This is a genomic window from Halobaculum rubrum (genome assembly GCF_019880225.1).
Taxonomy (GTDB): domain Archaea; phylum Halobacteriota; class Halobacteria; order Halobacteriales; family Haloferacaceae; genus Halobaculum; species Halobaculum rubrum.
On sequence record NZ_CP082284.1, the window covers coordinates 2,761,118 to 2,786,554 of the forward strand.

General features: G+C 64.9%; 24 protein-coding genes and 2 tRNA genes. 17 read left to right on the top strand and 9 right to left on the bottom strand.

Annotation, left to right across the window (positions count from 1 at the left end; genetic code table 11):
- Positions 1-127 precede the first annotated feature (127 nt).
- Complete coding sequence (locus K6T25_RS14090) at positions 128-499, bottom strand: DUF5820 family protein (RefSeq protein ID WP_222918068.1); 372 nt, start codon at positions 497-499, stop codon at positions 128-130.
- A gap of 587 nt (positions 500-1,086) precedes the next feature.
- Here K6T25_RS14090 and K6T25_RS14095 point away from each other — a divergent pair.
- The 7 genes from K6T25_RS14095 (at position 1,087) to K6T25_RS14125 (ending at position 12,491) form a co-directional block, all read left to right on the top strand.
- Positions 1,087-3,201: a PrkA family serine protein kinase gene (locus K6T25_RS14095; protein WP_222915156.1), complete on the top strand. Its 2,115-nt coding sequence runs from the start codon at positions 1,087-1,089 to the stop codon at positions 3,199-3,201.
- A 10-nt stretch (positions 3,202-3,211) separates the two neighbouring features.
- Entirely contained in the window at positions 3,212-5,506 is a 2,295-nt protein-coding gene (locus K6T25_RS14100) for a PrkA family serine protein kinase (protein ID WP_222918070.1), read from the top strand.
- Complete coding sequence (locus K6T25_RS14105) at positions 5,497-6,831, top strand: DUF444 family protein (protein ID WP_222915158.1); 1,335 nt, start codon at positions 5,497-5,499, stop codon at positions 6,829-6,831. Before K6T25_RS14100 ends, K6T25_RS14105 begins: the two co-directional genes overlap by 10 nt.
- A 1-nt stretch (position 6,832) precedes the next feature.
- Positions 6,833-8,824 (top strand): SpoVR family protein, encoded by a 1,992-nt coding sequence (locus K6T25_RS14110; RefSeq protein WP_222915160.1) that lies wholly within the window; start codon positions 6,833-6,835, stop codon positions 8,822-8,824.
- 129 nt (positions 8,825-8,953) lie between these two features.
- On the top strand, positions 8,954-10,387 hold the full coding sequence (locus tag K6T25_RS14115; RefSeq protein ID WP_222915162.1) for a DASH family cryptochrome: 1,434 nt from the start codon (positions 8,954-8,956) through the stop codon (positions 10,385-10,387).
- Between the two features lie 122 nt (positions 10,388-10,509).
- Entirely contained in the window at positions 10,510-11,304 is a 795-nt protein-coding gene (locus K6T25_RS14120) for an HpcH/HpaI aldolase family protein (protein WP_222915164.1), read from the top strand.
- Positions 11,305-11,348: 44 nt separating this feature from the next.
- On the top strand, positions 11,349-12,491 hold the full coding sequence (locus tag K6T25_RS14125; protein WP_225917761.1) for an ATP-binding protein: 1,143 nt from the start codon (positions 11,349-11,351) through the stop codon (positions 12,489-12,491).
- 17 nt (positions 12,492-12,508) lie between these two features.
- Here the strand turns inward: K6T25_RS14125 and K6T25_RS14130 are convergent, their stop codons facing one another.
- The 3 genes from K6T25_RS14130 to fen form a co-directional block, all read right to left on the bottom strand.
- Positions 12,509-12,808: a hypothetical protein gene (locus K6T25_RS14130; protein ID WP_222915167.1), complete on the bottom strand. Its 300-nt coding sequence runs from the start codon at positions 12,806-12,808 to the stop codon at positions 12,509-12,511.
- Positions 12,809-12,863: 55 nt separating this feature from the next.
- A tRNA-Glu gene (locus K6T25_RS14135) sits at positions 12,864-12,938 on the bottom strand.
- A gap of 105 nt (positions 12,939-13,043) precedes the next feature.
- Positions 13,044-14,021 (bottom strand): flap endonuclease-1, encoded by a 978-nt coding sequence (fen, locus tag K6T25_RS14140; protein ID WP_222915169.1) that lies wholly within the window; start codon positions 14,019-14,021, stop codon positions 13,044-13,046.
- A 246-nt stretch (positions 14,022-14,267) separates the two neighbouring features.
- Here fen and K6T25_RS14145 point away from each other — a divergent pair, with 246 nt between their 5' ends.
- Together K6T25_RS14145 and K6T25_RS14150 are read left to right on the top strand one after the other, a co-directional pair.
- A complete protein-coding gene (locus K6T25_RS14145; protein WP_222915171.1) occupies positions 14,268-14,654 on the top strand; it encodes a cupin domain-containing protein in 387 nt (128 codons plus the stop codon).
- Positions 14,651-14,956, top strand: a complete 306-nt coding sequence (locus tag K6T25_RS14150) for a cupin domain-containing protein (RefSeq protein WP_222915173.1) — start codon at positions 14,651-14,653, stop codon at positions 14,954-14,956. Before K6T25_RS14145 ends, K6T25_RS14150 begins: the two co-directional genes overlap by 4 nt.
- Before the next feature lie 58 nt (positions 14,957-15,014).
- Here the strand turns inward: K6T25_RS14150 and K6T25_RS14155 are convergent, their stop codons facing one another.
- Positions 15,015-15,434 carry an SRPBCC family protein gene (locus tag K6T25_RS14155; protein WP_222915175.1) on the bottom strand — a complete coding sequence of 140 codons (420 nt, stop codon included), beginning with the start codon at positions 15,432-15,434 and terminating at the stop codon, positions 15,015-15,017.
- A gap of 91 nt (positions 15,435-15,525) precedes the next feature.
- Between K6T25_RS14155 and K6T25_RS14160 the strand changes: the two genes are divergently transcribed.
- Together K6T25_RS14160 and K6T25_RS14165 are read left to right on the top strand one after the other, a co-directional pair.
- A complete protein-coding gene (locus tag K6T25_RS14160) occupies positions 15,526-15,840 on the top strand; it encodes a CGCGG family putative rSAM-modified RiPP protein (protein WP_222915177.1) in 315 nt (104 codons plus the stop codon).
- A gap of 63 nt (positions 15,841-15,903) precedes the next feature.
- Entirely contained in the window at positions 15,904-16,491 is a 588-nt protein-coding gene (locus K6T25_RS14165; protein ID WP_222915180.1) for a DUF7998 family protein, read from the top strand.
- Positions 16,492-16,541: 50 nt separating this feature from the next.
- On the opposite strand, the gene K6T25_RS14170 is transcribed toward K6T25_RS14165, so the two are convergent.
- Entirely contained in the window at positions 16,542-17,912 is a 1,371-nt protein-coding gene (locus K6T25_RS14170) for a hypothetical protein (protein WP_222915182.1), read from the bottom strand.
- Between the two features lie 81 nt (positions 17,913-17,993).
- Between K6T25_RS14170 and K6T25_RS14175 the strand changes: the two genes are divergently transcribed.
- A complete protein-coding gene (locus K6T25_RS14175) occupies positions 17,994-18,323 on the top strand; it encodes a DUF2249 domain-containing protein (RefSeq protein WP_222915184.1) in 330 nt (109 codons plus the stop codon).
- Between the two features lie 21 nt (positions 18,324-18,344).
- On the opposite strand, the gene K6T25_RS14180 is transcribed toward K6T25_RS14175, so the two are convergent.
- On the bottom strand, positions 18,345-18,959 hold the full coding sequence (locus tag K6T25_RS14180; RefSeq protein WP_222915186.1) for a GNAT family N-acetyltransferase: 615 nt from the start codon (positions 18,957-18,959) through the stop codon (positions 18,345-18,347).
- Between the two features lie 71 nt (positions 18,960-19,030).
- Between K6T25_RS14180 and K6T25_RS14185 the strand changes: the two genes are divergently transcribed.
- Positions 19,031-19,678 carry a class I SAM-dependent methyltransferase gene (locus K6T25_RS14185; protein ID WP_222915188.1) on the top strand — a complete coding sequence of 216 codons (648 nt, stop codon included), beginning with the start codon at positions 19,031-19,033 and terminating at the stop codon, positions 19,676-19,678.
- A gap of 24 nt (positions 19,679-19,702) precedes the next feature.
- On the top strand, positions 19,703-20,137 hold the full coding sequence (locus tag K6T25_RS14190; protein ID WP_222915190.1) for a DUF3054 domain-containing protein: 435 nt from the start codon (positions 19,703-19,705) through the stop codon (positions 20,135-20,137).
- Positions 20,138-20,180: 43 nt separating this feature from the next.
- Here K6T25_RS14190 and K6T25_RS14195 read toward each other — a convergent pair.
- Positions 20,181-20,262, bottom strand: a tRNA-Ser gene (locus K6T25_RS14195).
- A 138-nt stretch (positions 20,263-20,400) separates the two neighbouring features.
- On the opposite strand from K6T25_RS14195, the gene K6T25_RS14200 reads away from it, so the two are divergent.
- Positions 20,401-21,504, top strand: a complete 1,104-nt coding sequence (locus tag K6T25_RS14200; RefSeq protein WP_222915192.1) for a tyrosine-type recombinase/integrase — start codon at positions 20,401-20,403, stop codon at positions 21,502-21,504.
- Positions 21,505-21,565: 61 nt separating this feature from the next.
- Positions 21,566-22,015, top strand: coding sequence for a hypothetical protein (locus K6T25_RS14205; protein WP_222915193.1), 450 nt, complete (start codon positions 21,566-21,568; stop codon positions 22,013-22,015).
- 188 nt (positions 22,016-22,203) lie between these two features.
- Here the strand turns inward: K6T25_RS14205 and K6T25_RS14210 are convergent, their stop codons facing one another.
- Positions 22,204-22,737: a uracil-DNA glycosylase family protein gene (locus K6T25_RS14210; RefSeq protein ID WP_222915196.1), complete on the bottom strand. Its 534-nt coding sequence runs from the start codon at positions 22,735-22,737 to the stop codon at positions 22,204-22,206.
- A 206-nt stretch (positions 22,738-22,943) separates the two neighbouring features.
- Here K6T25_RS14210 and K6T25_RS14215 point away from each other — a divergent pair, with 206 nt between their 5' ends.
- The gene (locus K6T25_RS14215) at positions 22,944-24,737 is read left to right on the top strand and encodes a hypothetical protein (protein WP_222915198.1); all 1,794 of its coding nucleotides are present in this window, start codon (positions 22,944-22,946) and stop codon (positions 24,735-24,737) included.
- Positions 24,738-25,437 lie beyond the last annotated feature (700 nt).

Sequence of the window (25,437 nt, forward strand, 5' to 3'; positions counted from 1 at the left end):
GGTGGAGATATCCCGCGCGCCGCTGATAACGGCGTCGCCGGGCGGCTCGTAAGTCGGCGGGTGACCCGACGGTCGGCGGGCGACCGGCCTGCGACCGAGCGACCCGAGGGTTGCCGCCGGCGTCGCCTTACTCGCCGCGGATCAGGTTGTCGAGCTCGTCGAGGTACGCCTCCCGCGGGACCTGATAGGCGCCGCGGTAGTCGAGCGCGCCGCCGACGAACCGCTCGGTCACGTCGCGAACGCCCTCCAGGGCGGCCGCACGGTCGTCGAACGTCGTCGACTCGGCCTCGACCTCCGGTTCGAGAAACAGCGTCACGTGCCACTCGTCGGTCCGGCGTTGTCCCGACCCCGGCCGCGCGCGCCGGGAGCCGTCCGTGAGGTACACCGTGGGAAGACACGGCGCTGGGAAGCGATCGGCGTCGAACACGTCCGGCCGGAACACGACGATCGCCCGGCCGCTCGGCTCCTCGTTCCACAGCCGCCAGCCCTCGGCGAGCATGTCGGCGTCGACCCCGGCGTCGACAGCCGTATCGACCGTTCTCCCGGATCCGGTGTCGCCCGTCTCCTCGATCCCGCCGCCGACATCGGGGTCGCCGGCCGCGGGCCCCCCGTCGCCGTCCTCGCCCCCGGTCCGTCCGTCGCTGTCGTCGGTCATGGCGGTCGTTACTCGCCCGGCGGCTTAGGCGCCACGTTCGGCGTTCGGCTCGATGACACGGAGAGCAGTGAATCCGACGCACGAGACTCAGTTCGGTGCCATTCCGGCGATCCTGCGACCCGACGATCGATCGAGCGCGCGACGGTATCGGTAGCAATTGCCGTCAAGCTTATGTGTGTTAACACCCACCACAATATATAGCCTCGGTCCGACCACGGGACGGAGGCAACGACCCCCACTGGCCGCCCTCACGACGAGTTCTGTTGGAGACGCAGCCCACGCCGGTTCCCCACGCGGTCGTGTGGCACGAGCGGACACGACGGTCCGGCGGCGCTCGGATCGGTGTCAGCCGGCGGAGCGGGCGTCGGCGCCGACACCGGGTGCCTGCGAGCGGGACCGTCGCGGTCGTCCCCGCACACGTGGCCCCACACATGAGTGAACAGACCGACAACGCGAACGACCGAACGGCGGGGGAGGTATCGAGAACACACACGCTCGAGGAGCTCAGCCGGCAGTACAAGCGGTCGGTTCCCGCGGACCTCCGGGAGGCGAACCCCTTCGAGTGGTATCTCCGGGAGGTCACGGCGGACCCCCTGATCGCGCGCAACGCCCACCAGCGCGTCGCCGACATGTTCGACCACTACGGTACGCGCTACGACGAGGACGCGGGCGTCGTGGAGTACCTGCTCGCCTCGGAAGACCCGATCCACGACGGCGAGAACACCTTCTACGGGCGGGAGGTCCACGAATCGATCCACGAGTTCGTCAACAAGGTGAAATCGGGAGCGCGCGGGCTCGGGCCCGAAAAGCGGATCAAGCTGCTGTTGGGTCCGGTCGGGTCGGGGAAGAGCCACTTCGACTGGCTCGTCCGGCGCTACTTCGAGGACTACACCCGCAGCGACGAGGGGCGGATGTACACGTTCCGCTGGACCGACCTCTGTTCGGTGATCGAGGACCAGGACCCCGCCGACGACACCGTCCGCTCGGCGATGAATCAGGACCCGATCGTGTTGCTTCCTCAAGAACAGCGCGATGGAGTGATCGACGAGCTGAACGGGGCGCTCGACGCGCCGTACACGATCCGCAACGAGCAGAGCCTCGACCCAGCGTCGGGCTTCTACATGGACGAGTTGCTCGCGCACTACGAGGACGACCTGCAGGCGGTGTTGGAGAACCACATCGAGGTGGTCCGGCTCGTCGCCGACGAGAACCAGCGCCGGGCCATCGAGACGTTCGAGCCGAAGGACAAGAAGAACCAAGACGAGACGGAGCTCACCGGCGACGTGAACTACTCGAAGCTCGCGGTGTACGGCGAGAACGACCCGCGAGCGTTCGACTACGCGGGGGCGTTCTGTAACGCCAACCGGGGCATCTTCTCGGGAGAGGAGCTGTTGAAGCTCCAGCGGGAGTTCCTCTACGACTTCCTGCACGCCAGCCAAGAGCAGACGATCAAGCCGCGCAACAACCCGCGGATCGACATCGACCAGGTGATCGTCGGCCGGACGAACATGCCCGAGTACCGGGACAAGAAGGGCGACGAGAAGATGGAGGCGTTCAACGATCGCACCAAGCGGATCGACTACCCGTACGTCCTGGAGTACGAACAGGAGTCGGAGATCTACCGGAAGATGCTCCGCAACGCCGACGTGCCCGACATCCACATCGAGCCGCACGCCATGGAGATGGCCGGCCTCTTCGGCGTGCTCACCCGTCTCGAGGAGCCGACCGACGAGTCCGTCTCGCTCGTGCAGAAGGCGAAGGCGTACAACGGCGAGATCGACGAGACCGACGAGATCGACGAGCGCAAGCTCAGGGAGAACGGCGACCGCGCGGCCGACATCGCCGAGGGAATGGAGGGGGTCTCTGCACGGTTCATCGGCGACGAGATCGCCGAGGCGATCATGGACTCCCGGCACAGGGATCGGGGGTACCTGTCGCCGCTGGCGGTGTTCAAACACTTCGAGCACAACCTCGAGAACCACGGCTCGATCCCCGAGGAAAAGCTCGACACGTACCACCGCTATCTCGAACTCGTCCGCGAGGAGTACAAAGAGCGGGCCATCGAGGACGTGCGCCACGCGCTCGCGTACGACGTCGACGAGATCCGCCGCCAGGGCGAGAAGTACATGGACCACGTGATGGCGTACATCGACGACACGACCGTCGAGGACGACCTCACCGGCCGCGAGCAGGAGCCCGACGAGACGTTCCTCCGGTCGGTCGAGGAGAAGCTGGAGATCCCCGGCGACCGCAAGGACGACTTCCGCCAGGAGGTCGCGAACTGGGTGAGTCGCCGCGCCCGCGAGGGGTCGAGCTTCGACCCGCAGGAGAACGACCGGCTCCGGCGTGCTCTCGAGCGGAAGCTGTGGGAGGACAAGAAACACAACATCAACTTCTCCGCGCTGGTGTCGGCCGGGGAGCTCGACGACGACGAGCGCGCCGCGTGGGTCGACGCCCTGACAGAGCAGGGGTACTCCGACGAGGGCGCCCGCGAGGTGCTGGAGTTCGCCGGCGCGGAGGTCGCCAAAAGCGAGCTCGAGGACTGAGATGTCCGAGATGACCGAGTCGACGGAGTACCTCGCGCGGGCCGACGAGGCGCTCGACGGCGCCTACGAGCCGCCGCGCTCGCTCGCGGAGTTCGTCGATCTGGCGTTCGAGCGACCCGGGGTCGCCAGCCACGCGGCCAGATACGTCCTCTCGGCGATCGAGTCGATGGGCACCCGAACCGTCGTCGAGGAGGGCCTCGAGCGCGAGCGCTATCGCTTCTTCGACGACCCCGCCAACGACGGCGAGCACGCCGTCCTCGGCAACACGAGCGTGCTCAACGCGTTCGTCGACGACCTCCGCACCGTCGCCTCGGGGCGGGGGAAAGAGGAGAAGATCCACTGGTTCGACGGCCCGACGGCGACCGGCAAGTCCGAGCTGAAGCGCTGTCTCATCAACGGCCTGCGCGCGTACTCGAAAACGGAGGCGGGGCGCCGCTACACCGTCGAGTGGAACATCGCCGCACGCGACGAGGACCGGAGCCTCAGCTACGCCGCCGGCGACGACGCCGACGACGACTGGTACGAGTCGCCGGTGCAGGCGAACCCGCTGTCGGTGTTCCCCGCGGCAGTTCGGGCGGACCTCGTGGACGCGCTCAACGCCGTCCACGACGACCACATCCCGATCCGTGTCGACTCCGATCTCGACCCGTTCAGCCGCGAGGCGTTCGAGATCCTCGAGGAGCGCTACCGTAGAGCCGGCCGTCGCGACCTGTTCTCGGCGGTGACCGATCGCCGACACCTTCGCGTGAAGAACTACGTCGTCGACGTCGGCAGGGGGATCGGCGTCCTCCACGCCGAGGACGACGGCTCGCCGAAGGAGCGCCTCGTCGGCTCGTGGATGCCCGGGATGCTCCGGGAACTGAACGCCCGCGGGCGCAAGGACCCCCGCGCGTTCAGCTACGACGGCGTCCTCTCGCAGGGCAACGGCCTGCTCACGGTCGTCGAGGACGCCAGCCAGCACGCCGACCTGCTCCGGAAGCTGCTGAACGTGCCCGACGAGAAGCGGGTGAAGCTCGACAAAAGCATCGGGATGGACCTGGACACCCAACTGGTCGTCATCTCCAACCCCGACCTGGACGCCGAGTTGGAGCAGTTCGCCGACCGCAACGACCGCGACCCGCTGAAGGCGCTCAAACGCCGACTCGACCGCCACGAGTTCCGCTATCTCACGAGCGTCTCGCTGGAGACGGAGCTGATCCACCGCGAGCTGACCGACGAGACGGCGGTCTGGGCCGACGAGATCGACGCCGCCGACCCCGAGGCGGCCCACGACCGGCTGCGCGAGCGGATGGCCGCGCCGCTGTCGGTTCGGATGCGCGACGACCGCGGTCGCCTCCGCACGCGCGAACTCGCGCCCCACGCGCTGGAGGCGGCCGCGATGTACGCGGTCGTCACCCGGCTGGACGCCGAGAACCTGCCCACCTCGATCGGCCTGATCGACAAGGCGCTGCTGTTCGACCGCGGCGTCGTCCGCGACGGCGACGAGCGCGTCGACGCCGACGAGTACGAGTTCGACGGCGACGACGGCGCCCACGGCATCCCCGTCACCTACACGCGGGACACGATCGCGGACCTGCTCCACGGCGAGACGGACCGCGCACACCCCGACCTCCCGGTCGAGGACGTGATCACTCCCGAGGACGTCCTCCACGCGATGGCCGAGGGGCTCGCGACGGCGCCGGTGTTCTCGCGCGCGGAGATCGCCGAGTACGAGGGCCGGCTGGCGACGGTGAAAGAGTACGCGTTCGAACTGCAGGAGGCGGACGTGCTCGACGCCGTGCTCTCGGACAAGGGCGTCGACGAGGCGACCGTCGAAGAGTACGTCGAGCACGTGTTCGCGTGGGACGCCGACGAGCAGGTGGAGACCGACCGGGGCGCCGTCGACCCGGACCCGCTGTTGCTGAAGGTGTTCGAGACCGAGCACCTCGGCCGCTTCGACGCGGACGACTACGCGGGCAACGAGCCGAGCGAGGCCGTCGAGGTGTTCCGCAGGGAGACGGTGATCACGGCGTTGAACCGCTACGCCTGGGAGCACCGCGACGAGGACTTCTCGGTCGCGGACGTCGACCTCTCGACGGTCCCGGTGATCCGCGCGGTGCTGGAGGCGCACTCGTGGGAGGACGTCCGCCGCATCTACGACGACCTCGACCCCGCGCAGTGGGACGACCCGCCCGCGAACACCGAGACCGCCCGGGTGAAGGCGGCGACGATCGACCACATGACGAGCGAACAGGGGTACAGCGAGGCGTCGGCCGAGCTGGCCACCAGACACGTGATGCGCGAGGTGAAGGGCCGATGGGACTGAGGGAGGACCTCGAACGGTTCCGAGAGATCGGCGACGAGCGCCGCCCGGACCTCGCGGAGTTCATCCGCGAGGGCGACCTCTCGGGCTCCTCTCGGAACGCCGTTCGGATCCCGGTGAAGCTGGTCGACCTCCCGTCGTTCGAGTACGACCAGCGGGACATGGGCGGCGTCGGACAGGGCCAGGGTGGCACGCCCCAGCCCGGACAGCCGGTCGACGTGCCCGGCGACCCCGGGGACGGCGACGAGGAGGGCGAGGACGGCGAGCCGGGCGAGGACGGCGGCGAGCACGGCTACTACGAGATGGACCCCGAGGAGTTCGCCCGGGAGCTCGACGAGGAGCTCGGGCTCGACTTGGAGCCGAAGGGCAAGCGAGTGGTCGAGGAGGTGGAGGGCGACTTCACCGAGCTGACGCGGGCGGGGCCCAACTCCACGCTCGACTTCGAACAGCTGTTCAAGCGCGGCCTCAAACGGAAGCTGGCCACCGACTTCGACGAGGCGTACGTCCGGGAGGCGTGCCGGGTCGCCGACGCCGACGCCCGCGACACCTTCGAGTTCTGCCGGGAAGAGAACGTGCTGGTCTCGCTGGCGTGGATCCGCGAGGCGATCGCCGAACTGGAGGCCGAGGGCGTCGACCTCGACGAGTACGCGGACTTCGACGACTTCGCCGCGCGCGTCGAGCGCGACCCGATCGCCGCACGTATCCGCCGGGACGGCCTGCAGCAGGTCCCGTTCCGGCGCGACGACGAGCGCTACCGCCAGCCCGAGGTGATCGAGAAGAAGCAGAAGAACGTCGTCGTCGTGAACATCCGCGACGTGAGCGGGTCGATGCGCGAGACGAAACGCGAGCTCGTCGAGCGCACGTTCACGCCGCTGGACTGGTATCTCACCGGCAAGTACGACGAGGCGGAGTTCCGCTACGTCGCCCACGACGCCGACGCGTGGGAGGTCGAGCGCGGGGAGTTCTTCGGGATCCGGTCGGGCGGCGGGACGCGCATCTCCAGCGCCTACGAGCTGGCCGCGGAGATCCTCGAGGAGTACCCCTTCAGCGAGTGGAACCGCTACGTGTTCGCCGCCGGCGACTCGGAGAACTCCAGCAACGACACCGTCGAGAACGTCGTGCCGCTGATGCGCGACATCCCGGCGAACCTCCACGCGTACGTGGAGACCCAGCCGGGCGGCAACACGATCAACGCCACCCACGCCGAGGAGGTCGAGCGGGAACTGGCCGACCGCGACAACGTCGTCGTCGCGCGCGTCGCCGACTCCGATGACGTGACCGACGCGATCCGCACGATCCTCTCGACGGAGAGCGGGGAGGACACCTGACATGATACACGACGAACGAGTCGCGACCCGTCGCGTCGCCGCGGAGCTGGCGGAGCCCGCCGAGCGCGCCAGGGAACTGGCCGAGACGCTCGGGCTCCGCCCGTACCCGGTGAACTACTGGGTCGTGACCCACGACGAGATGAACGAGCTCATCGCCTACGACGGGTTCCAGACGCGGTACCCGCACTGGCGGTGGGGAATGAAGTACGACCGCCAGCGCAAGCAGGACACCTTCGGCATGGGGAAAGCGTTCGAGATCGTCAACAACGACAACCCCTGTCACGCGTTCCTTCAGGAGTCGAACACCCTCGCCGACCAGAAGGCGGTCATCACGCACGTGGAGGCGCACGCGGACTTCTTCCGCAACAACGAGTGGTTCGGTCGGTTCGCGGGCGAACGCGAGGACCCCGACGCCGCCGCGATGCTGGAGCGCCACGCCGAGACCGTCGCCGACCACATGTCGAACCCGGAGATCGACCGCGAGGACGTCGAGCGCCTCATCGACGCCGTGTTGTGCGTCGAGGACACGATCGACCAGCATCGCGCGCTCGCGGCCGAGCGCGGCGGCGACGAGGAACTGGACGAGGAGCTGTCCGACATCGAGGAGCGCCTCGACCGCCTGGGCCTCTCCGCGGAGGTTCGCGAACAGGTGTTCGACGCCGACTGGGTCGACGCCCAGCGCGACCGCGAGCGGCTGCCCGAGCCGCGTCCGGACGTGCTCGCGTACCTCCGCGAGCACGGCAAGCAGTTCGACGAGGAGGAGGGGAAGGCCGTCGAGCGCGAGCCGTGGATGGACGAGGTGATCGAGCTCCTCAGACGGGAGGCGTACTACTTCGCCCCGCAGAGAATGACGAAGGTGCTCAACGAGGGATGGGCCGCGTACTGGGAGTCGCTGATGATGGGCGACGAGCGCTTCGCCGGCGACGACGAGTTCCTCACCTACGCCGACCACATGGCGCGGGTGCTGGGGTCGCCGGGGCTCAATCCCTACAAGCTCGGCTTCGAGATCTGGCGGTACGTCGAGAACAGCGCCAACCGCCGCGAGGTGGTCGACAAACTGCTCCGTGTCGAGGGGGTGACGTGGCGCACCTTCCACGACGTGATCGACTTCGACGAGGTGGCCGACCTGCTGGAGCCCGACCCGGCGATCGCGGGCGTCACCGCCGACACGCTGGACGACCTCGATCCCGACGACCCCCGCGTCGACGCCGACGCGCTCGCGCGGGCGAAGGCCGGCGATCTCGACGCCGACGCGTATCCGTGGGCCGTACTGACTCACGAGGGCCTGTGCGAGCGCCACTTCTCGCTGACGAAGCCGGCGAACAGGGGGTTCCTCAGCCGGATCGGTCGCTCGGAACTGGAGCGGGTCGCGCGATACATGTTCGACGACGAGGTGTACCCGGACGTGGCGTCGGCGCTCTCGGACGTGGACTACGGCGCCGGCTGGACGCGGATGCGCGAGGTCCGCGAGAGCCACAACGACGTGACGTTCATCGACGAGTACCTCACCGAGGAGTTCGTCGTCGAGGGCAACTACTTCACCTACGAGTACTCGGAGGCGGCCGAGGGGTACCGCGTCGCCAGCGTCGATCCCGACGACGTGAAACGGAAGCTCCTCCTCCGGTTCACGAACTTCGGGAAGCCGACGATCGCGGTGTACGACGGCAACTACGACAACCGGGGCGAACTCCTGTTGGGGCACCGCTACAACGGCGTCGCGCTCGACATCGAGCAGGCGAACCGGGCGCTGGAGCGAGTGTTCGATCTCTGGGGTCGGCCGGTCAACCTCGCGACGATCGTCACCGAGTACGACGACCACGAGCTGGAGGTCGCCCGCCGTCGCGGACGCGAACCCGACGGCGAGGAGATCCCGATCCGCCTCCGCTACGACGGCGAGACGGTCGAGCGGCACGCGCTGGAGCCCGAGTTGGCCGAGCAGATCGGGGCCGACGAGGTCGACTACGACACCACGCCCGAGGAGTGGCTGGCCTGAGGTGTCGCTCGGGCGGTCCTCCCGTTCGTCGACCGTTGCCCGCCGCCTGCCGGTCGCGTCCCCCGTTCGGAGCCAGTCCCGGCCGTCGCGGCGGACGGGTTCAAGTTCGTCGCGCCCGTGATCGGTTCGATGGCAGTTGACACGGCCGTCGTCTGGTTCCGTCGCGATCTGCGCATCCACGACAACGAGGCGCTGCTGGAGGCCGCAGACGCGGAGGAGGTACTCCCGGTGTACGCGTTCGACCCGCGCGAGTACGGCGAACGCGAGTTCGGGGGCGAGCACTCCTTTCGCTACGAGAAAACCGGCGGAATCCGGACCCGCTTCCGCCGCGAGTCGGTCGCGGACCTGCGCGAGCGCCTCCGCGAGCGCGACTCGGATCTCGTCGTCCGTCACGAGACGCCCGAACGCGTCGTTCCCGCGGTCGCGGCGGCCGTCGACGCCGACGCGGTCCACTTCGGGACGCTCCCGACGCCCGAGGAGGTGAGTGTCGAGAACGCCGTCCGAACGCGACTCCGCGGGATCGATGTGACGCCGTCGCGTCACTGGACGCACACGCTGTACCACCTGAACGACCTCCCGACGCCGTACACCGACATCTCCGACACGTACACGGGTTTCCGGAAGTCGGTCGAGAACCGCGCGACCGTGCGCGATCCGCTCCCGGAGCCGGATCTGCCGACGGCTCCGGTCGGGGAGGTCGGCGCCGGGTCGGTTCCCACGCCGACGGATCTGGGTGTCGACGAGGTCGAGTACGACGACCGCGCCGCGCTCCGGTTCGAGGGCGGCGAGACGGCCGGAACCGAGCGGCTTGACCGCTATCTGTTCGAGGAGGACCGCCTGCGCGAGTACAAGGAGACGCGCAACGGCCTGCTCGGACAGGGGTTCTCATCGAAGCTTTCGCCGTGGCTCAACGAGGGGTGCCTGTCGCCGCGGTACGTGAACGCCGAGGTCGACCGCTACGAGCGCGAGCGCGTCTCGAACGAGTCGACGTACTGGCTCGTGTTCGAACTGATCTGGCGGGACTTCTTCCAGTTCCAGTTCGCCAAACACGGCGGCGACTTCTTCGGGCGGGGCGGTATCCGCCGCCGCGACGACATCGACTGGCGAGAGGACGACGCGCAGTTCGGGCGGTGGACGGCCGGCGAGACGGGGATCCCCTTCGTCGACGCCGCGATGCGGGAGCTGAACGAGACCGGGTACCAGAGCAACCGCGCCCGCCAGAACGCGGCGTCGTTCCTCGCGAACGACCTCCGGATCGACTGGCGGATGGGCGCGGCGTACTTCGAGACGCAGTTGGTCGATCACGACCCCGCCTCGAACTACGGCAACTGGGCGTACATCGCGGGCGTCGGCAACGACAGCAGGGACCGCGCGTTTAACGTCGTCAAGCAAGCCGAGAAGTACGACGCCGACGGCGAGTACGTGACACACTGGATCCCGGCGCTGTCCGACCTGCCGCCGACGAAGGTCCACGCGCCGTGGACGTTAAGCGAGCAGGAGCAGGCTGAGTACGACGTCCAGGTCGGGATCGACTACCCCGAGCCGATGGTCGATCTTGAGTAGAGCTGCCGCACGCTCCGATAGTCCACCCGGCGGAGCGTCGCTCGTTGGCGCGGAACGTCCGTGGTCCCTCACCGGGCTGGAATCTACGAGGCGCTTTTCCGACACGCCGTCGAGCCGATCGCATGGCGAACTCTGAGCCTCGAAACGGCGTTCGCGCCCGGATCGAGGACGGCGGCGTCGCGCTGGGCGTGCTCGACACGACGTACGACCCCTCGGTGGTCGAGCTGTACGGGGAGCTCGGGCTGGACTTCGTCTGGCTCGACATGGAGCACGGCGGCCCCGACCCCTGGGACGGCCAGACCGTCGAACACCTCCTGCGGGCGGCCGAGCGAACCGGGATCGAGCCGCTCGTGCGCCTCCCCGACAGCGAACCGACGCTCGTGCGGAAGGCGCTGGATCTCGGTGCCCGGTCGGTGTTCCTCCCGCGGGTGGAGACGGCCGCGGAGGTGGAGACGGCCGTCAGGTCCGCCCGGTTCCGCTACGACGGCGAGCCCGGGGACCGCGGCCTCGCCGCGCCGCGGGCGCGCCGCTGGGGGCTCAAGGAGGAGTACGTCGAGGCGGAGGACCGCGAGACGCTCGTCGGCACGACCGTCGAGACGGTCGAGGCGGTCGAGAACATCGACTCGATCCTCGCCGTCCCCGATCTGGGGTTCGTGTTCATCGGGCCCCTCGACCTCTCGGTGCAGCTTGGCCACCCCGGCGAGCTCGACCACCCGGAGGTCGAGGAGGCCGTCGACCGCGTCCGCACCGCGGCGCTGGAGGCGGACGTTCCGGTCGGTGGGCTCGGCTTCGGCATGGACGACGTGAACGAGAAGGTCGATGACGGTTATCAGATCCTCCATCTGGGGAGCACCGCCGGGGCGATCCAGTCGGTGGTGGGCGACTGGCTCGACGACTACGAGGGCGAGCGTCCCTGAATTGACGGAGAGTGACAGTCGGAGATACGCTCACTCCGAGAGGGATGTCGCTCGGCACGCAGCGAGCGCGAGAAACACTCGGCGAGGAAGACGCTATCGTCGTCATCGACGAGTTCCCGTTCCTCATCGAGGAGGACGAATCGCTTCCCTCACGGATCCAACGGGTGTGGGACATAGAGCTCCAGGAGACGGGGATGACGCTCGTGCTCGTCGGTTCGTCGATCAGCGTCATGGAGGACAAGGTCCTCTCCGGAAGCGCACCGCTGTACGGCCGTCGGACAGCGACGATCGATCTCAAACCTCTCTCTGTCGCTGACGCACGCCAGTTCTTCCCGGTGTACGACCCCGAAACCGCCATCACTGCGTGGTCGATCTATGGTGGCACTCCGTACTACCTCCAGACCATCGATCCCGACCAGTCGCTCGGAACGAACGTCCAGCAGGGGATTCTCTCGGAGCGGGGGCTACTGTACTCTGAACCCGAGTTCCTACTCCGCACTGAACTTCGACAGCCGAACACGTACTTCAGCATTCTCCGTGCGCTCGCGCACGGGCGTCGCACTCCAAACGAAATCGCTGGCATGGCCGGCGTAGAGTCGGGATCTCTCAGCACATACCTTCAGAAACTCCGTCGACTCCGTCTCGTCGAGCGCCACATCCCCGTGACGGAATCATCGACGGCCTCGAAGCGCGGTCGGTATCGCATCGCTGCGCCGTTGTTCCGGTTCTGGTTTCGGTTCGTCTACGGGAACCAAGACCAGCTTCGGATGCTCGACGACGACGCGTACGACGAACTTGTCGTACCAGAACTGGCGGATTACGTGAGCCCGCTGTTCGAACGTCTCTGCCAGCAAGCGCTCCCAGCCCTCCTCAACCGACAATTCCGCGATGTCGGGCAGTGGTGGTTCAAGGAACACGAACTAGATATCCTCGGCCTCACTGGCGACGGCCTCGTCGCCGGCGAGTGTAAGTTCACATCCCAACCCGTGAGCGAAGGCGTTCTCGCCGATCTTGAACGAACAGCGTCGGAAGTCCGATGGTCAGAAGAACCGGCAGACGGCGAGACCCTGTACGTCTTGTTCAGCCGCTCCGGGTACACCACTGATCTTGAAAACGTCGCTGAGACGCGTGATGACGTCCGGCTCTTCGAGTTGCCTGACCCGCTGAATACTGATGGGAACGCGTAGCAGGGAGTGGCGACAGCTTATAGAACTGCGTCGACGGTGACGTCCCTCCAGTCGGGGAGTACGTTGTTCAACTCCTCCCGGCGGAAGATTCCGTCTCTCGTTCCGAACACCGCCCGAATATCATCCAAGTTCAAGTACGGTTCTCGGAGGGGGAGTACGATGAGCTCTTCGAGTAACTCGGCGCTAAGGAACACGATACTCTCTCCGGCAGTCGTCTCGCGGAGCTCGCGGTTGAATCGAGTAGGTGGGACAAAGCGATTAATCGCAAGACGGCGTCGAGCGGTCTGAATCCTGATTTCTGACTTGGCCTGAAACATTGGCTATCATTGCTCTATTCACGGCTCAAAAACGCAAGACGGCGGTAGAATGGGATGCTCGGTCAGGGATTTGAACCCTGGTCGTCGGCTCGAAAGGCCAACATGATTGGCCGGACTACACCAACCGAGCGCAATAACGGCTACCCCGCGCGGTATGTTAATCCCATCGGATCCGACCGAATGCGCCGGGCCGTGGTGTGACTCGTTCGCTCACCCGACCGACAGCGACGACGCGTCAGGTCCAGTCGTCGAGTCCCGTCTGCGTGAGCGCGGCCTCGATGCGCTCGAAGCCGCGTTCGACCTCGTCGGGATCGACCTCCCACTCGTCGACGACGTACGCGCGGGCGGCGTCGACGTCCGGCGATATCGTCGTGTCGAACGCGTAGTCGTCGGTCACCGGCGGGGAGTGGAAGAACTCGCGGACCCGCTCGGCGTTGGGGACCTCGGCGTCGCGGGCGTCGAGGACCGCGAACAGGTCGCCGTGCTCCTTCACGGCCGTCAGTGCCGTCTTCGGCCCGATCCCACGAACGCCCTCGTTGAAGTCAGTGCCGCACAGCATCGCAACGTCCACGAGCTGTTCCTGAGTGATGTCGTGATCCGCGAGGGTCCGCTCCAGGTCCATCAGCTCCGGGTCGCCCTTCGACGTGAGCTGTCGGAGCGTTCGCGGCCCGCCGAACAGCATCGTGTCGTAGTCCTCGCTGCCCGAGAAGTCGGCGTCGCCGACGCGGTTCATGTACGCACACTGCGCCTCGCCCTCCGCGGGCGCCTCGACGACGGGCACGTCGAGCAGGCGTAGCACCTCCCGGGAGGTCCCGTGGATGGTGTCGGTGAGCCGTTGCGTGCGCGCCTCCAGGCGCGCCGCCTCGACCGAATCGCCGCGCTCCTCGGCATCCTTCCTGCGCTCCTCGGCCTCCTCGCGTGCCGCCCGACGCTTCGCGACCTCGTCGTCCTTCAGGTCGGTGACGCCCCCGTCGAAGACGAACACCGGCGTGAGGTCGTTGTCGAAGAACTTCGGCAGCCCCTGGACGATCCCGATGAGGTTCGCGACCTCCTCGCCCTCGTCGGTGGTGTAGCGGTGGTCGCTGGTGAACTTCACCGTCGTCGTGAGATACCGGTACAGCCAGTTGTGCGCGTCCACCGCGACCACACCGGACAGATCCTCGAAGGCGACGTCCTCGATGTGCGCGATGTCACGCAGATCCGCGTTTCCCATTGTCGCCATCACGGACCGGCGGCGTTTGAACCTCCCGAGTCACCCGCCCGAGTGACGACCCGGATCGACTGTCGCCGACTGCCGCGAACGTGTTCGGACGAACGCTCTTTGTGATAGGCGCGAAAGCGAGGATCGGATGCATTTAGGCATACCTAAACCGAAGCCGAGCCGAGGTGTCGGCCGCAACGGTCCGTCCGCAGTCGTGGCTTTCGCCGAATCGAACGCCTCATCGGCGGGGAGATCGGCGTGACGGCGATCGAGTTCGACGAGGAGCGCGAGTACGACGACGACCGGTTCTCGGCCGTCGAGGCGTTCCGCAGCGACCGGATGAAGGTGGTCTGCGGCTACTTCGAGCCGGGCCAGTTCATCCCGGTCCACGCCCCGTCGAGCGACGTGACGATCTCCGTCCGCTCGGGAACCGGAATCGTCAGGGACGGGCAGATCGACCGCCGCGTCGAACCGGGTGACGTTGTCGTGGTCGAGGCGGGCATCGACCGCGGGGTCGAAGCCGACGAGGACGGCAGGCTCGAGGCGCTGCTCGTCACGGCGCCACCTCCGACCGACGCCGAACACGAGCCCGTTCGCGCCGGACTACAGCGGGGCGAGTTCGACCCGCGAGGCGATTCTGAATGACGACCGTCCGCCCGCTGGCCGAACTGGAGGGTGAACCGCACGCGAACGTCTTCCCGGGTGACGAGCCGAAGACGATCAGACTCACGCTCGCGGACAGCGAGACGGTTCCCCCCCACACCCACCCGGGGCGAGATATCGTCCTCTACCTCCTCGAAGGCGCGATCGAACTCCACCTCGACGAGGAAATCCACGAGGTGACCGCCGGCGACATCGCCCGGTTCGAGGGCGAACGGGAGATCTCGCCGCGCGCGCTCGAGGACAGCGTCGCCCTGCTCGTGCTCGCGCCTCGATCGGACGAGTAGCGGGCGTCCCGACACGCCGTCGACTGGCGGTTCCGCCCGGTCGATCCATCCGGTTGATCTACTCGGTCCCGGCGACCGTTTCGAGGTAGTCGAACTGCGCGTTCAGCTCTGCTCGCCGTTGCCGCGAGATGACGGTGGCGTCGAGCACCTCGCCGACGAGCGGCACGTCGAGCGCGAACTCGGTCGTCGCGCGGACCTCCGTTCCGGCGTCGGTCGGCTGTAGCGTGTACGCCGTCCGCATCTCCTCGAATATCCCCTCGCGCTGTTCGTAGGCGAGGACTGCGTCGGGGTCGTTCACGATGTCCAGTTCCAGCGTGATCTCAGTGACCCCGACATCGTTCGTGATCTCGATCTGGTGGCCGTCCACGCGGACCTCGTCGAACCCCGCGGCGCGGGTGAACGGCTCGATATCGAGGATCGATTTCCGAACCGTGTCGGGGGACGCCGGGATCTCTCGTGACACCGTGACCGATCGCATACCACCGATTCGTCACCGAGCACGGTATCGATTGCTGGGAACATGTTCGCCACCGCGGCTTTAGGTGGGGAGGCCGAACGTCCACGTACCGATGAGCACGTCTCACGATCACGACCACGCCGAGGCCGATCCCGTCACCGACCGGATGCACGACACTTCCTGGTCGGCGAACCTCGAACACCCGAAGCACGCGTCCGACCGGGACCTCCTCGTTTCCCAGGCGGTCGACGCGATCGAACACACCGAGCCGGGGAACCACGTCAACCTCGTCACGCACGGCGACCACGGTCACCCTTCCGAGTACCTCTACGAGGCGCTCGAGGAGCGGGTCGACGGCGACCTCGAGTGGGAGTACATCGAGCAGTGCGGCTGTGGCGGCCACGTGACCCGAGTGTACGTCGAGTAGACGCGCTTCTCGGCGATCATGTTCGGGGGTACTCACAGGCCGACGGAGGACGTACCGGCACCTATGACAGGATTCCCGTCACCGTTCGGCGACTCCGACGACGACCTCTTCGACGAGTACGGCGAGTTCGTCCCGGAGCATCTGCCGGCGCCCGGTGAGTTCCTCGACGGCCATCGGGTTCTCGCCGACGAGGAGCACGTTCGGTTTCACGAACTGACCCGCGACCTGTTCGAGGAGCGGACGGTGTACGACATGACGTTCAACTACAACCTGGCCCGGTTGAACCTCGACAGCCGCCACACGACCGCCGGATACCGGTACGCCGAGGAGTCGGACGACCCCTCGGTTCTCCGGGCGGAGTTCACGCCGACGACCCAGTTTTGCCCGCAGACACACACGCTGACGATCGGGTCCTTTCGCGCGTGGAACGGGCTCTCGGAGCGACACGACTACGATCTGGTCCGGGTTCGGGCCGCGCCGATGCACCAGAACAGCGAGTCGGTCAACGACCGACTCGAGGAGTTGGAAGCGGAGTACCGCTCGACCGGCGAGATAAGCAACGTCCCCGACGAGGGCGGCGGTTCTCCCCCCATGGGGCGTGGGACCGAGAAGGAACCGCCGAGCAGCGGCGGTCCGAGCGCGCCCTTCTGAGCGACGATCCGATCACGCTCGGCCGAGAGTATCGACAGCGGGCCGTCCCGTTACCTGGATTCGACCGGATCGACGGCGTCCTCGTGTGCTGGGTCCGAGTCCGTTCGGAGCGTGTCGAGGAGCACTCCCGGGATCGAATGGGGGCTGTGGGCTCTGATCACCTGGAGGATGTTGGCGACGAAGCAGAGCCCACCGACGAATACGAGTCCACCGCCGACGGCGGTCGCGGCCCGCGGAAGCGCGAGCAGGTCCGCGGCGACGAGCACCGCCGTTCCGCCGCCCAACAGGAGGAAGTCGAGGGCCGCGATCCGGTCGTCGTAGAGGTCGTCGATCATCGGGACCGCCTCGTACCCGAGCAGGTCGCTGTAGCGGTCGACCCAGACGATGAACGGCACGACGTGATACAGCGTCCCGAGGACGACGAACCCGATCACGCCCAGAACGAGGAGGTGAACGGTGCCGGGCGCGCCGAACAGCGCGGACGCGGCGAGCGGATCCCCGAGCCAGGCCGGAAGCGTGAGTAGTCCCCACAGCGTGAGGGCGGGGACGACGACCGCGTACCGAGAGAGCATCGGCGTCCACTCGACTCGCGTCTCGTGGAGCCTCCGCACGAGGATCACGGCGAAGCCCAGGAGCGAACCGACGACGAGCAGTCCGCCGACTCGCGCGACCGTCGCCGCATCGAGCAACCGACCGAGCGCGAGGAGGAGGACGCCGGACGGGTAGGCGACCTCCTCCACGCGACGAAGGTGGAGGTCGATCCCGTGGAGGTCCGTCTGCGTGAACATCGTCGCGAGTTGGTAGAGCGCCCCCAGCACCGTCGTGAGGACGGCCCCGAAGACGGCGAGCGTAGCGTGGGCACCGAGCACGTCCGCCCGGCCGATCGGCGAGCCGGCGAAGACGGGACGGACAAACCCCGCGGCGAGGAGGACGCCCAGGGTGCTCACGAGCAGGAAGAAGCCGAGCGCGATGCCGAAGTGGCGCTCGGTCACGTCGTACGAGGAGACGGACGCGAGAGTTCGTCCCATGTTGTACACGAACGCCCAGAACCCGAGCAGCATCACGCCGCCGAACGCTGGGATCCACGCCACGTAGCCGCCGAGGAGACTCCCCGCGAACCCGACCAGCCCGACCGTGACCAGCCACAACTCCACGGACGCCAGCCGTCGCGAGTGGAGTTCGGTGCCGGACCAGACGGGGACGAACTGCGTCATCGCCCCCATGATCGTGAGACAGACCCAGCCGGCCAACAGCAGGTGGACGTGAGAGAGCACGGCGTACCCGCCGGTCGCGTCGAGTGCGACGCCGACCGCGACGAGGAGCCCGACGAGCAACAGGCCGAGCCCGACAACGAAGTGTCGCAGCGGAATCGTCATCGGCGGCTGGTGATCCGTGTCGACAGCGGCGGGAACTGCGCCCATGGGAGACTGTCCGTTCCCGAGGCCCCTGCCGGTGTTCCCGAACATCTTCGTCGGCCGGCCCCGGCCGCCGACATCGGTAACATGTTCGGGGTAACTGGCTGGTTCCTGTGGCACCGCGGATCGGACGTGACCGACGCGACCACCGAGACATCGCTGATCGAGGGGACGGGCGCACCGACCGACCGACCGCGGGAGACGCTGGATGCCCGCGATCTCCCGCCGCCGGAGCCGCTTCAGAACACGCTCGAGCGCCTGGCCGAGATCGACGCCGAGACGGTCCTCGTCCAGCGGAACGACCGAGCGCCCCAGCACCTGTATCCGAAGTTGAGCGACCGGGGGTACGAGTACGAGACGATCGAGCGCGACGGCGTCGTTACGACGGTGATCTGGACACCGAATCCGGCCGAGTAGCGGCTCGACGATCGGATCGCCTCAGGCGAACGCGTCCCCGTCGACGGCGGGCGGCCCCCGCTCGCGCTTTCGCCGGGCGAACGCCCGTTCGTCCTCGCCCACGTCCCCGCGGGCGGCGATCGTCGCCAGTCCCTCGCGGTAGGTGTCCGAGTCGAGTGCGGCCGGCTGGTCGGCCGGCCGCTCCAGCACCAGTTCCGCGATCCCGGTCTCGCGACCGGTCCACGCGAACCCGACCTTGTGCAGCGCCTCGTAACTGTAGGCGTTATTGACGGCGATACGGACGCGCTCGTAGCCCCGCTCGGCGGCGCGGGCGACGACGAACCCGCACAGCCGCGGGCCGATCCCCTCGCCGCGCCGGTCGCGGCGAACCGTCACGTAGCGGAGCCACAGCGCGCCGGGGTCGGTTCGGTCCTCGTTGAACGCCACCGCGCCCGCGGGCGCGACGTGCTCACGTTTCGGATCGTCGGGAAGCCGGAACTCGCCCGGTCCGTCGTCGCCGTCGTCGCCGTCGTCGCCGTCGACGGCGACGGCCTTCCCCGTGCTCGACATGACGAACTTCCCCGCGTAGGCGTACTCCCGGTGATCGAGCCGGAGCACGATCCCGTCGACGGGCCAGCCGAGCAGTCGAACCTCCACGGCCGCCGTTGGTGCCGACGGGGCTTCAGTTCGGCGCCACGGCTTTGTCGGGCGGGCGCGTCCGGTTCGACATGTTCGGTCACGGCGACGTGGGGTTCTTCGACCGCATCGCCCCCCTGTACGACGCGTTCATGCCGCCGGCGCGCGCCGCGGACCTGCGCGCGGGGCTGGCCTTCGCACACCGTCCGGTCGAGCGCGTCGTCGATCTGGGCGGCGGGACGGGACGCGCCAGTCGGCGCCTCCGGGAGATCGGTCTCGACTCCGTCGTGTTCGACTACTCGGCGGGAATGCTCCGGCGCGCCGGCGAGGAGGGGTTCCCGGGCGTTCGTGCCGACGCCGCGACGCTGCCGGTTCGCGACGGGAGCGTCGACGCCGTCGTCGTCACGGACGCGCTGCACCACTTCCCCGACCCGGACGCCGCGATCGGGGAGGTCGCCCGCGCGCTGGCTCCCGGCGGCGTGCTCGTGATCCGCGAGTTCGACCCCACCACCCGCCGCGGGCGGGCGTTGGCGGCGCTGGAGTCGGTCGCGGGGATGGACTCGCAGTTCTTCGGCGCGGAACGGCTCGTCGGCCTGCTCGACGACGCGGGGCTGCGCGGGCACGTCGTCGACCCGGGCTTCGGCTACACCGTTGCCGGGGTGAAGCCGACCCAATCGGAGAGGGGCACGGCGAACGGCGACGCGTCCGGGACGGCGTCGACCGAAGAACGCGGGCGTTAAGCCGGATCGGACGAAGGTGCGGGCATGGCAACGGATTCGGGTACGGAATCGTTCCTCGAACGCCGGGTCGACCGGGCCGCGCTCCCGCTCGCGGTCGGCGACCTGCTCGTCATCGTCGCGTTCATCTACGTCGGCACGATCCAGCACGGGAGCGTCCCGTTCCCCCCGACGGGCGCGGGCGACGCGCTCGCGCTCCTGACCGTGGCGGCGCCGTTCCTCGTCGGCTGGGTCGTCGCGGCGCCGCTGATCGGCGCGTACTCCGCGGGCGCCGCCGAGTCGGCGAAGGCGTCGGTGCCGCTGGCGATCCGGTCGTGGATTCCCGCCGCGGTCCTCGGGCTGATCATCCGCGCGACGCCGGTCGTCGAGGGCGGCGTCGCGATCACGTTCGCGATCGTGATGTTCGTCGTCGGCTCGGTGTCGCTGGGCGTGTGGCGGTACGTCGCCGGACAGTTCGTCTGAGGGCGATCGAGTCGCTCACGCGTCGCTGGTCTCTCGAGAAGCTCGGTGGGGCTGGGATTCGAACCCAGGAGGCTTGCGCCATCTGCTTTCAAGGCAGACGCAATAGGCCACTCTGCCACCCCACCTCGTTGAGTACGGCACCCCGCCGCAGTCCGGCGATTCAGGCCTTCATCACCTGAAGTAAACGATGAACCACGGACCATTCCAAGCCCGATTGAACAAGCCCGGAATCGCCAATATCCATCGTCTCGAGGTGTGTACGGATGGATAAGCCCGAGAAAGTTGAAGGTATCGTTATGATGAGCGACGAATCTCGGCAGCAAATCAACCAGCGGCAGGTCGTCGCCTACGAGAGCCACCGCAAGCAGTTCATCCGCTGGCTCTGCAAGATGGGCAACAACCCCGATAGCCTCGAGGGATACGCCCATCACACCGCCCAAGTCTACGCCAAGATCACCGATAAGTTCCACCGGTGGGCTTGGGAGCATCGAGGCGAGTTTACCCTCGATCTCACCCACGACGAGGCTGACACCTACATTCGAAACATGGTGCTGTCCGAAAACGACTACTCGGACAGTTACCTCCACAACATCAAACTCGCGCTCAAGGCGTACTTCCGCTTCCGAGACGACGCAGACGAGTGGGAGTGTTCGATCACCATCTCATCAAGTTCGAGCGCCAACAACCCCCGCGAACTTCTCTACCGGGACGAGCGGAAAACAATTCGAGAAGCCTCACTTGAGTACGCGACCGTTCCCTCGTACTTCGGACTCGATCCTGAAGGCCGTCGCAAGTGGAAAGCCTATCTCGGCCGTCGGTATGAGAAGCCCGTCGATGAAGTCGGACCCGAGGACTTCGATCGGGCGAACGGGTTCAAATATCCGAGTATCGTCCACACCAGTCTCGATGCAGGGCTTCGACCCATCGAGGTGGGGCGTGCCAAGACGTATTGGGTCGATACTGACAACGCCGCACTCCAGATTCCTGCTAAGGAGTCCTCGAAGAACGAGAACAACTGGACGGTGACACTCCGCCGCGAGACGGCAGAGTACCTCTCCAAGTGGCTCGAACAGCGGAGCATGTACGAAAAGTACGACAACACCGACCAACTGTGGTTGACACGGCACAGCAATCCCTACAGTTCGTCCTCTCTCAAGCACCTGCTGAACGAACTCTGTGAGATCGCGGGTATCGACCGTGATCTCTCTTGGTATGCGCTCCGCCACTCAACGGGGACGTACATGTCGCGAGAGGAGGGACTTGCCGCCGCACAGTCTCAACTTCGTCACCAATCCACTGAGACGACGATGAAATACGATAACGTCTCACTGGAGGACCGTCGTGAGGCACTTGACCGAATGGGGTAGATCAATGACGGACACTCAATACATCATGGACGGATTAGAACGACTTGCGCTCGAATACGGTATGGCTGCTTCAACCGAAGGTGAAGACCACATCGAGGGAGGGATAGCCGCCGAGATACTCGAAACAATCTATCCCGACCGGATTCCTGAAGAGATGGACTTCCCTCCGGGGACAGCCCTCCTCGTCGCTCTCACCAAGTTGCACCGGGAGACTGACGATGCCGATCTGATCGAACACATCGAACGGGAGATCAAGTCGGTACGAGATGGGCACAACCGCCTTGCGTCATTCAAACTGAAGCCCTTCCCCTATGCAGGGGACACCCATTTGCTGAAACATGCCGACCACTTCGAAAACCGGGACGATCCAGTATCTCGGTACTTCCGACTTCGAGCGTTCGAGAGCGTGGGAGCGTTCGACGATCGAGGGCTGCGCCGCGTTCGCCAGTCCGAAGGACCTCCGATGGAGGGCTTGACGGACGAGGAGCGGGCGTTTGTCGAAGGGTTGTAACGTCCGTCAAGCGCCTCTTCATTCAGATTAGCGCACCTGTTTTTCAGTAGCCTCACTTCTCGAAGTTCGTTCGATATGGGTTTTGACTCAGCGAAACGGTCCATGGAATAGAAATGATAGAACTATCCTGAACACAGTTGCTTTCGCTGTAGAAATAGGCGAATGCTCTGCTAAGAGGATATTCGAACCTATCGGAATTGGTGTACATCATCTTCACAATATTTCCAAAACTCTAACCACAATTCTTTATCCCAATGTCTATGAGTATTACTTAATAGAAAGAAATCGAGTCCCTTGTAATCCCAATCTAATTCCAATCCACTCAAATTTCGCCTGTCTGTCTTGTGACCAGAAGCCTGTGAATGCGTCAGTTCCTTGTCGTTGATGTATCGGTAAAACCATGTAGCGGCGTTCTTCCCGACGAACGCAATTCGATTGGGGTCTTGAGCATCTATTCGATCATCAAGGGTCTCAACACCCTCCTGAACCTGATGAGGCTTGATATTGCTATCTTTTGGTACTCTATATTCGGCCGGATCAACAATCTCAGTTAGATATATACCGTATTCCTGTCCAAGTCGTCGGTACTCTTCGGGTGGAAGTTGTTCTTCAGTTATCCCCGCTTCGTGAAGTGTTCCCCAAAATCGGTTATTGTGATAGATATAGTACGCATCTTGTTGTTTGCTCTTTGAACTTCCACAAAGAAATGTGTGATGTGCCATAAACAACACTATCCGCGAATATTGATAATTGTTGCGTGTGATTGATAGTTGTCTCAGATGTTCATAGTGCAACCATAAATTCTGGAATATACCGTTTAAACTGTTAGATTGATGTAGACTTGGACTTCCGAACCGTTATCAAAGAATGAGCGTTTCACTCCGCTATCTCGCAGAATAGTCTCTTACCTGAAGACGGGACACTGACAATGTCGGAAGTTCGCGACCGCCTCGATGCATCGATCCACTCTGCATTTACTCACGATGGGATCTCGCTTGTCGAAGCCCTTCCTGCGATGGGCAAGAGTTTCGGAGTGATCAAGTGGGCCGATGAAACCAGGAATCCGCTTACCATCCTCACGTCTCGGCAGGAACTCTATGGGCAGTACGAAGAATGGTGTGAAGACGCCGGACTTTCATATCTCATCTTACCAGCGTTTCACCGGGAATGCGGAACGATGGGAGCGGATCACCCCATCGAGGCGAGTGTAAAGGAGGTCTATGAATCGGGAATCTCTGGCGCGGGGCTTCACCGAAATGCAGAGCGGTACTTCGATCAATCCCTTCCCTGCCAGCAAGACGGTCCCTGCCCGTACATGGAGAAGCGGGAGTTCGACCCTCACGAATACGACGTTCTGATCGGTCACTACCTACAAGCCCACAACGGAGAGTACATCGAAGATCGATACGTCGCATACGACGAGTTCCCCGGAGATGCCTACTTCTTCGAGCCGACGCACAACGAAGCGACCAGAGCGATCAGGAACTACCTCCAAGCCGAAGAGTCCCTTCCATTCAATACGTGGAGAGAACTCCGCCTCAATGCAAACAACCCGGAGTTCGAAGCGGCGGTGAGTGAGTGGACGGAAGAACTCGGCTTCTATTCGCACCGAGACACGCGGGCGACATTACAGAATAAGCCGGGATTCCATGCTCACGCACCCCTGCTGACTCACGCTGGTCTTGAGTTCGAACTATTGGATAACGATTGGGAGTATGCAAGTCTCGGATCAGGGCGAAAGGCTGTGCGAAGTCCTGAAGACGAGTGGACCGTTCTCATCCCGCCTTCGCTCTATGCGGCTGAAAGTGTCGTCGCACTCGATGGAACGCCCACTATCACGAAATGGCGGCTCGTCCTCGGGGACAACTACATCGAGCGGGAGACAGTCCTCTACTCTGACCGAGAGAAGCGGAAGTATGTTTCTGATGTACTGGGCCTTGAGATCATCCAGACAGATGCCGGGGCGAAGCCGTACCAAAGTGGGAAGCACGTCAATGCGAAATCTGACGGGGCGCTACTGGAGAACATCCAGAAGAGAGAAGGAAGCCGCCCGGCGGTGATCTCCTCGAAGAAAGCAAAGGACCACTACGATTCGACCGGCGTTGACAAACACATCGAGCGGTCGGAACACTATGGCAACCTCAAGGGGAGTAACGACTTCGCGGAAGTCCGACTTGGAGCCGTTATTGGTAGTCCTCATCCACCGGAAGGCGAAGCGGTGGAGCGATGGGCCGCTCTTGACGGGAAAGCCGTCTCTCGCCAACAGGGTGACGACGGGCGATTGACCAAGGGTGCTGGATTAAAATTCAACCCACCCGGAAACGCGCTGTTCAGAGACGTTGTTGAGAAGGAAGTGATGCAGGCCCTGATGAGATTTGGACGGACACCAAGCGACGGTGAGCGTGGTGCAACGGTCTACGTCCACACGTCTCGGCTGCCTCGATGGGTCGAACCAGACGAGCGCGTGGAGGTCACAACGTGGTCGTCAGGGATGCACGAGGTAGTGAACGCGATACGTGACTCAGACGAGTGGCCTGACGGCGAATGGACGAACAACGAAATCGCAGAGTCGATCTCTATCGGGACTCGGCAGGTGGGTGAGTTGATGAAGGAATTAGAGGGGGAGGGATACGTTTCGTACCGGCGCGGTGGGCGTGGCAACGCATATCATTGGTCGAACGAGCGGCTCGAGGAATTCCAGCGATTTGGACGGGTCGAGTAGGTTTCCGAACTCCGGCGTATGTACTCTGTACGTGCGACTTCGGAAAGAAGCGCACATACCTGCGCGCGAGCAACCAACCAACTACTCCAGCGAAGATGGTGCGTCTATATTGAGTCAACAATGAACAGAACTGTACAATAGATATGCCCTCACTCATGCTTCGTTTATAAAGGCCCGAATGGGTATATAAACCCTTTACCATTAATAGTAGTGTAGAGGGGTTGAGAGGGCGGAATGGTGGTCGGTGAAATTCCGACAAGTGATTTGCTCGTCACGGTAAAGGCGGTTGTCCTACCCGGAGTGGTGGGGTTTCCGTCACGCTCGTAGTAGCAACTGGATGGTGAGGGGGCTGTTGGAAGAAGGCAAAGAGGCGAACACAAGACCTTGCGCCTAACGATTCTGACAGTGACGCCTCTTAGGTTTGGCAGTTCCACTCTGTGCGCCACACCGTGGTAGGCGGCGTAACAGTGGTAAAATAGGCCAAGAAAGTCCCAATGTGAACGAGCGGCCAGAGCAACAGCCTCGGATGGGGGTATCTCGGGGGGGTTTGCAACTTTACGAATTAGGTTTGAATGATTGAAATGAACTGCTGAGGGTTTTAATGCATCGAGCGTGTTGTAAATCTGGTTCAGATTGAAGTACCAGATTAGACTGTTCAGACTAAACTCAACTTATACACGATCAAGTTCAGAGATTCTCC

What these genes read in the sequence shown, in the direction of transcription:
- K6T25_RS14090 (WP_222918068.1), bottom strand. Translation starts at nt 499, where the DNA reads ATGCTCGCCGAGGGCTGGCGGCTGTGGAACGAGGAGCCGAGCGGCCGG.
- K6T25_RS14095 (WP_222915156.1), top strand. Translation starts at nt 1,087, where the DNA reads ATGAGTGAACAGACCGACAACGCGAACGACCGAACGGCGGGGGAGGTA.
- K6T25_RS14100 (WP_222918070.1), top strand. Translation starts at nt 3,212, where the DNA reads ATGACCGAGTCGACGGAGTACCTCGCGCGGGCCGACGAGGCGCTCGAC.
- K6T25_RS14105 (WP_222915158.1), top strand. Translation starts at nt 5,497, where the DNA reads ATGGGACTGAGGGAGGACCTCGAACGGTTCCGAGAGATCGGCGACGAG.
- K6T25_RS14110 (WP_222915160.1), top strand. Translation starts at nt 6,833, where the DNA reads ATGATACACGACGAACGAGTCGCGACCCGTCGCGTCGCCGCGGAGCTG.
- K6T25_RS14115 (WP_222915162.1), top strand. Translation starts at nt 8,954, where the DNA reads ATGGCAGTTGACACGGCCGTCGTCTGGTTCCGTCGCGATCTGCGCATC.
- K6T25_RS14120 (WP_222915164.1), top strand. Translation starts at nt 10,510, where the DNA reads ATGGCGAACTCTGAGCCTCGAAACGGCGTTCGCGCCCGGATCGAGGAC.
- K6T25_RS14125 (WP_225917761.1), top strand. Translation starts at nt 11,349, where the DNA reads ATGTCGCTCGGCACGCAGCGAGCGCGAGAAACACTCGGCGAGGAAGAC.
- K6T25_RS14130 (WP_222915167.1), bottom strand. Translation starts at nt 12,808, where the DNA reads ATGTTTCAGGCCAAGTCAGAAATCAGGATTCAGACCGCTCGACGCCGT.
- fen (WP_222915169.1), bottom strand. Translation starts at nt 14,021, where the DNA reads ATGGGAAACGCGGATCTGCGTGACATCGCGCACATCGAGGACGTCGCC.
- K6T25_RS14150 (WP_222915173.1), top strand. Translation starts at nt 14,651, where the DNA reads ATGACGACCGTCCGCCCGCTGGCCGAACTGGAGGGTGAACCGCACGCG.
- K6T25_RS14155 (WP_222915175.1), bottom strand. Translation starts at nt 15,434, where the DNA reads ATGCGATCGGTCACGGTGTCACGAGAGATCCCGGCGTCCCCCGACACG.
- K6T25_RS14160 (WP_222915177.1), top strand. Translation starts at nt 15,526, where the DNA reads ATGAGCACGTCTCACGATCACGACCACGCCGAGGCCGATCCCGTCACC.
- K6T25_RS14165 (WP_222915180.1), top strand. Translation starts at nt 15,904, where the DNA reads ATGACAGGATTCCCGTCACCGTTCGGCGACTCCGACGACGACCTCTTC.
- K6T25_RS14170 (WP_222915182.1), bottom strand. Translation starts at nt 17,912, where the DNA reads ATGGGCGCAGTTCCCGCCGCTGTCGACACGGATCACCAGCCGCCGATG.
- K6T25_RS14175 (WP_222915184.1), top strand. Translation starts at nt 17,994, where the DNA reads ATGTTCGGGGTAACTGGCTGGTTCCTGTGGCACCGCGGATCGGACGTG.
- K6T25_RS14185 (WP_222915188.1), top strand. Translation starts at nt 19,031, where the DNA reads ATGTTCGGTCACGGCGACGTGGGGTTCTTCGACCGCATCGCCCCCCTG.
- K6T25_RS14190 (WP_222915190.1), top strand. Translation starts at nt 19,703, where the DNA reads ATGGCAACGGATTCGGGTACGGAATCGTTCCTCGAACGCCGGGTCGAC.
- K6T25_RS14200 (WP_222915192.1), top strand. Translation starts at nt 20,401, where the DNA reads ATGGATAAGCCCGAGAAAGTTGAAGGTATCGTTATGATGAGCGACGAA.
- K6T25_RS14205 (WP_222915193.1), top strand. Translation starts at nt 21,566, where the DNA reads ATGGCTGCTTCAACCGAAGGTGAAGACCACATCGAGGGAGGGATAGCC.
- K6T25_RS14210 (WP_222915196.1), bottom strand. Translation starts at nt 22,737, where the DNA reads ATGGCACATCACACATTTCTTTGTGGAAGTTCAAAGAGCAAACAACAA.
- K6T25_RS14215 (WP_222915198.1), top strand. Translation starts at nt 22,944, where the DNA reads ATGTCGGAAGTTCGCGACCGCCTCGATGCATCGATCCACTCTGCATTT.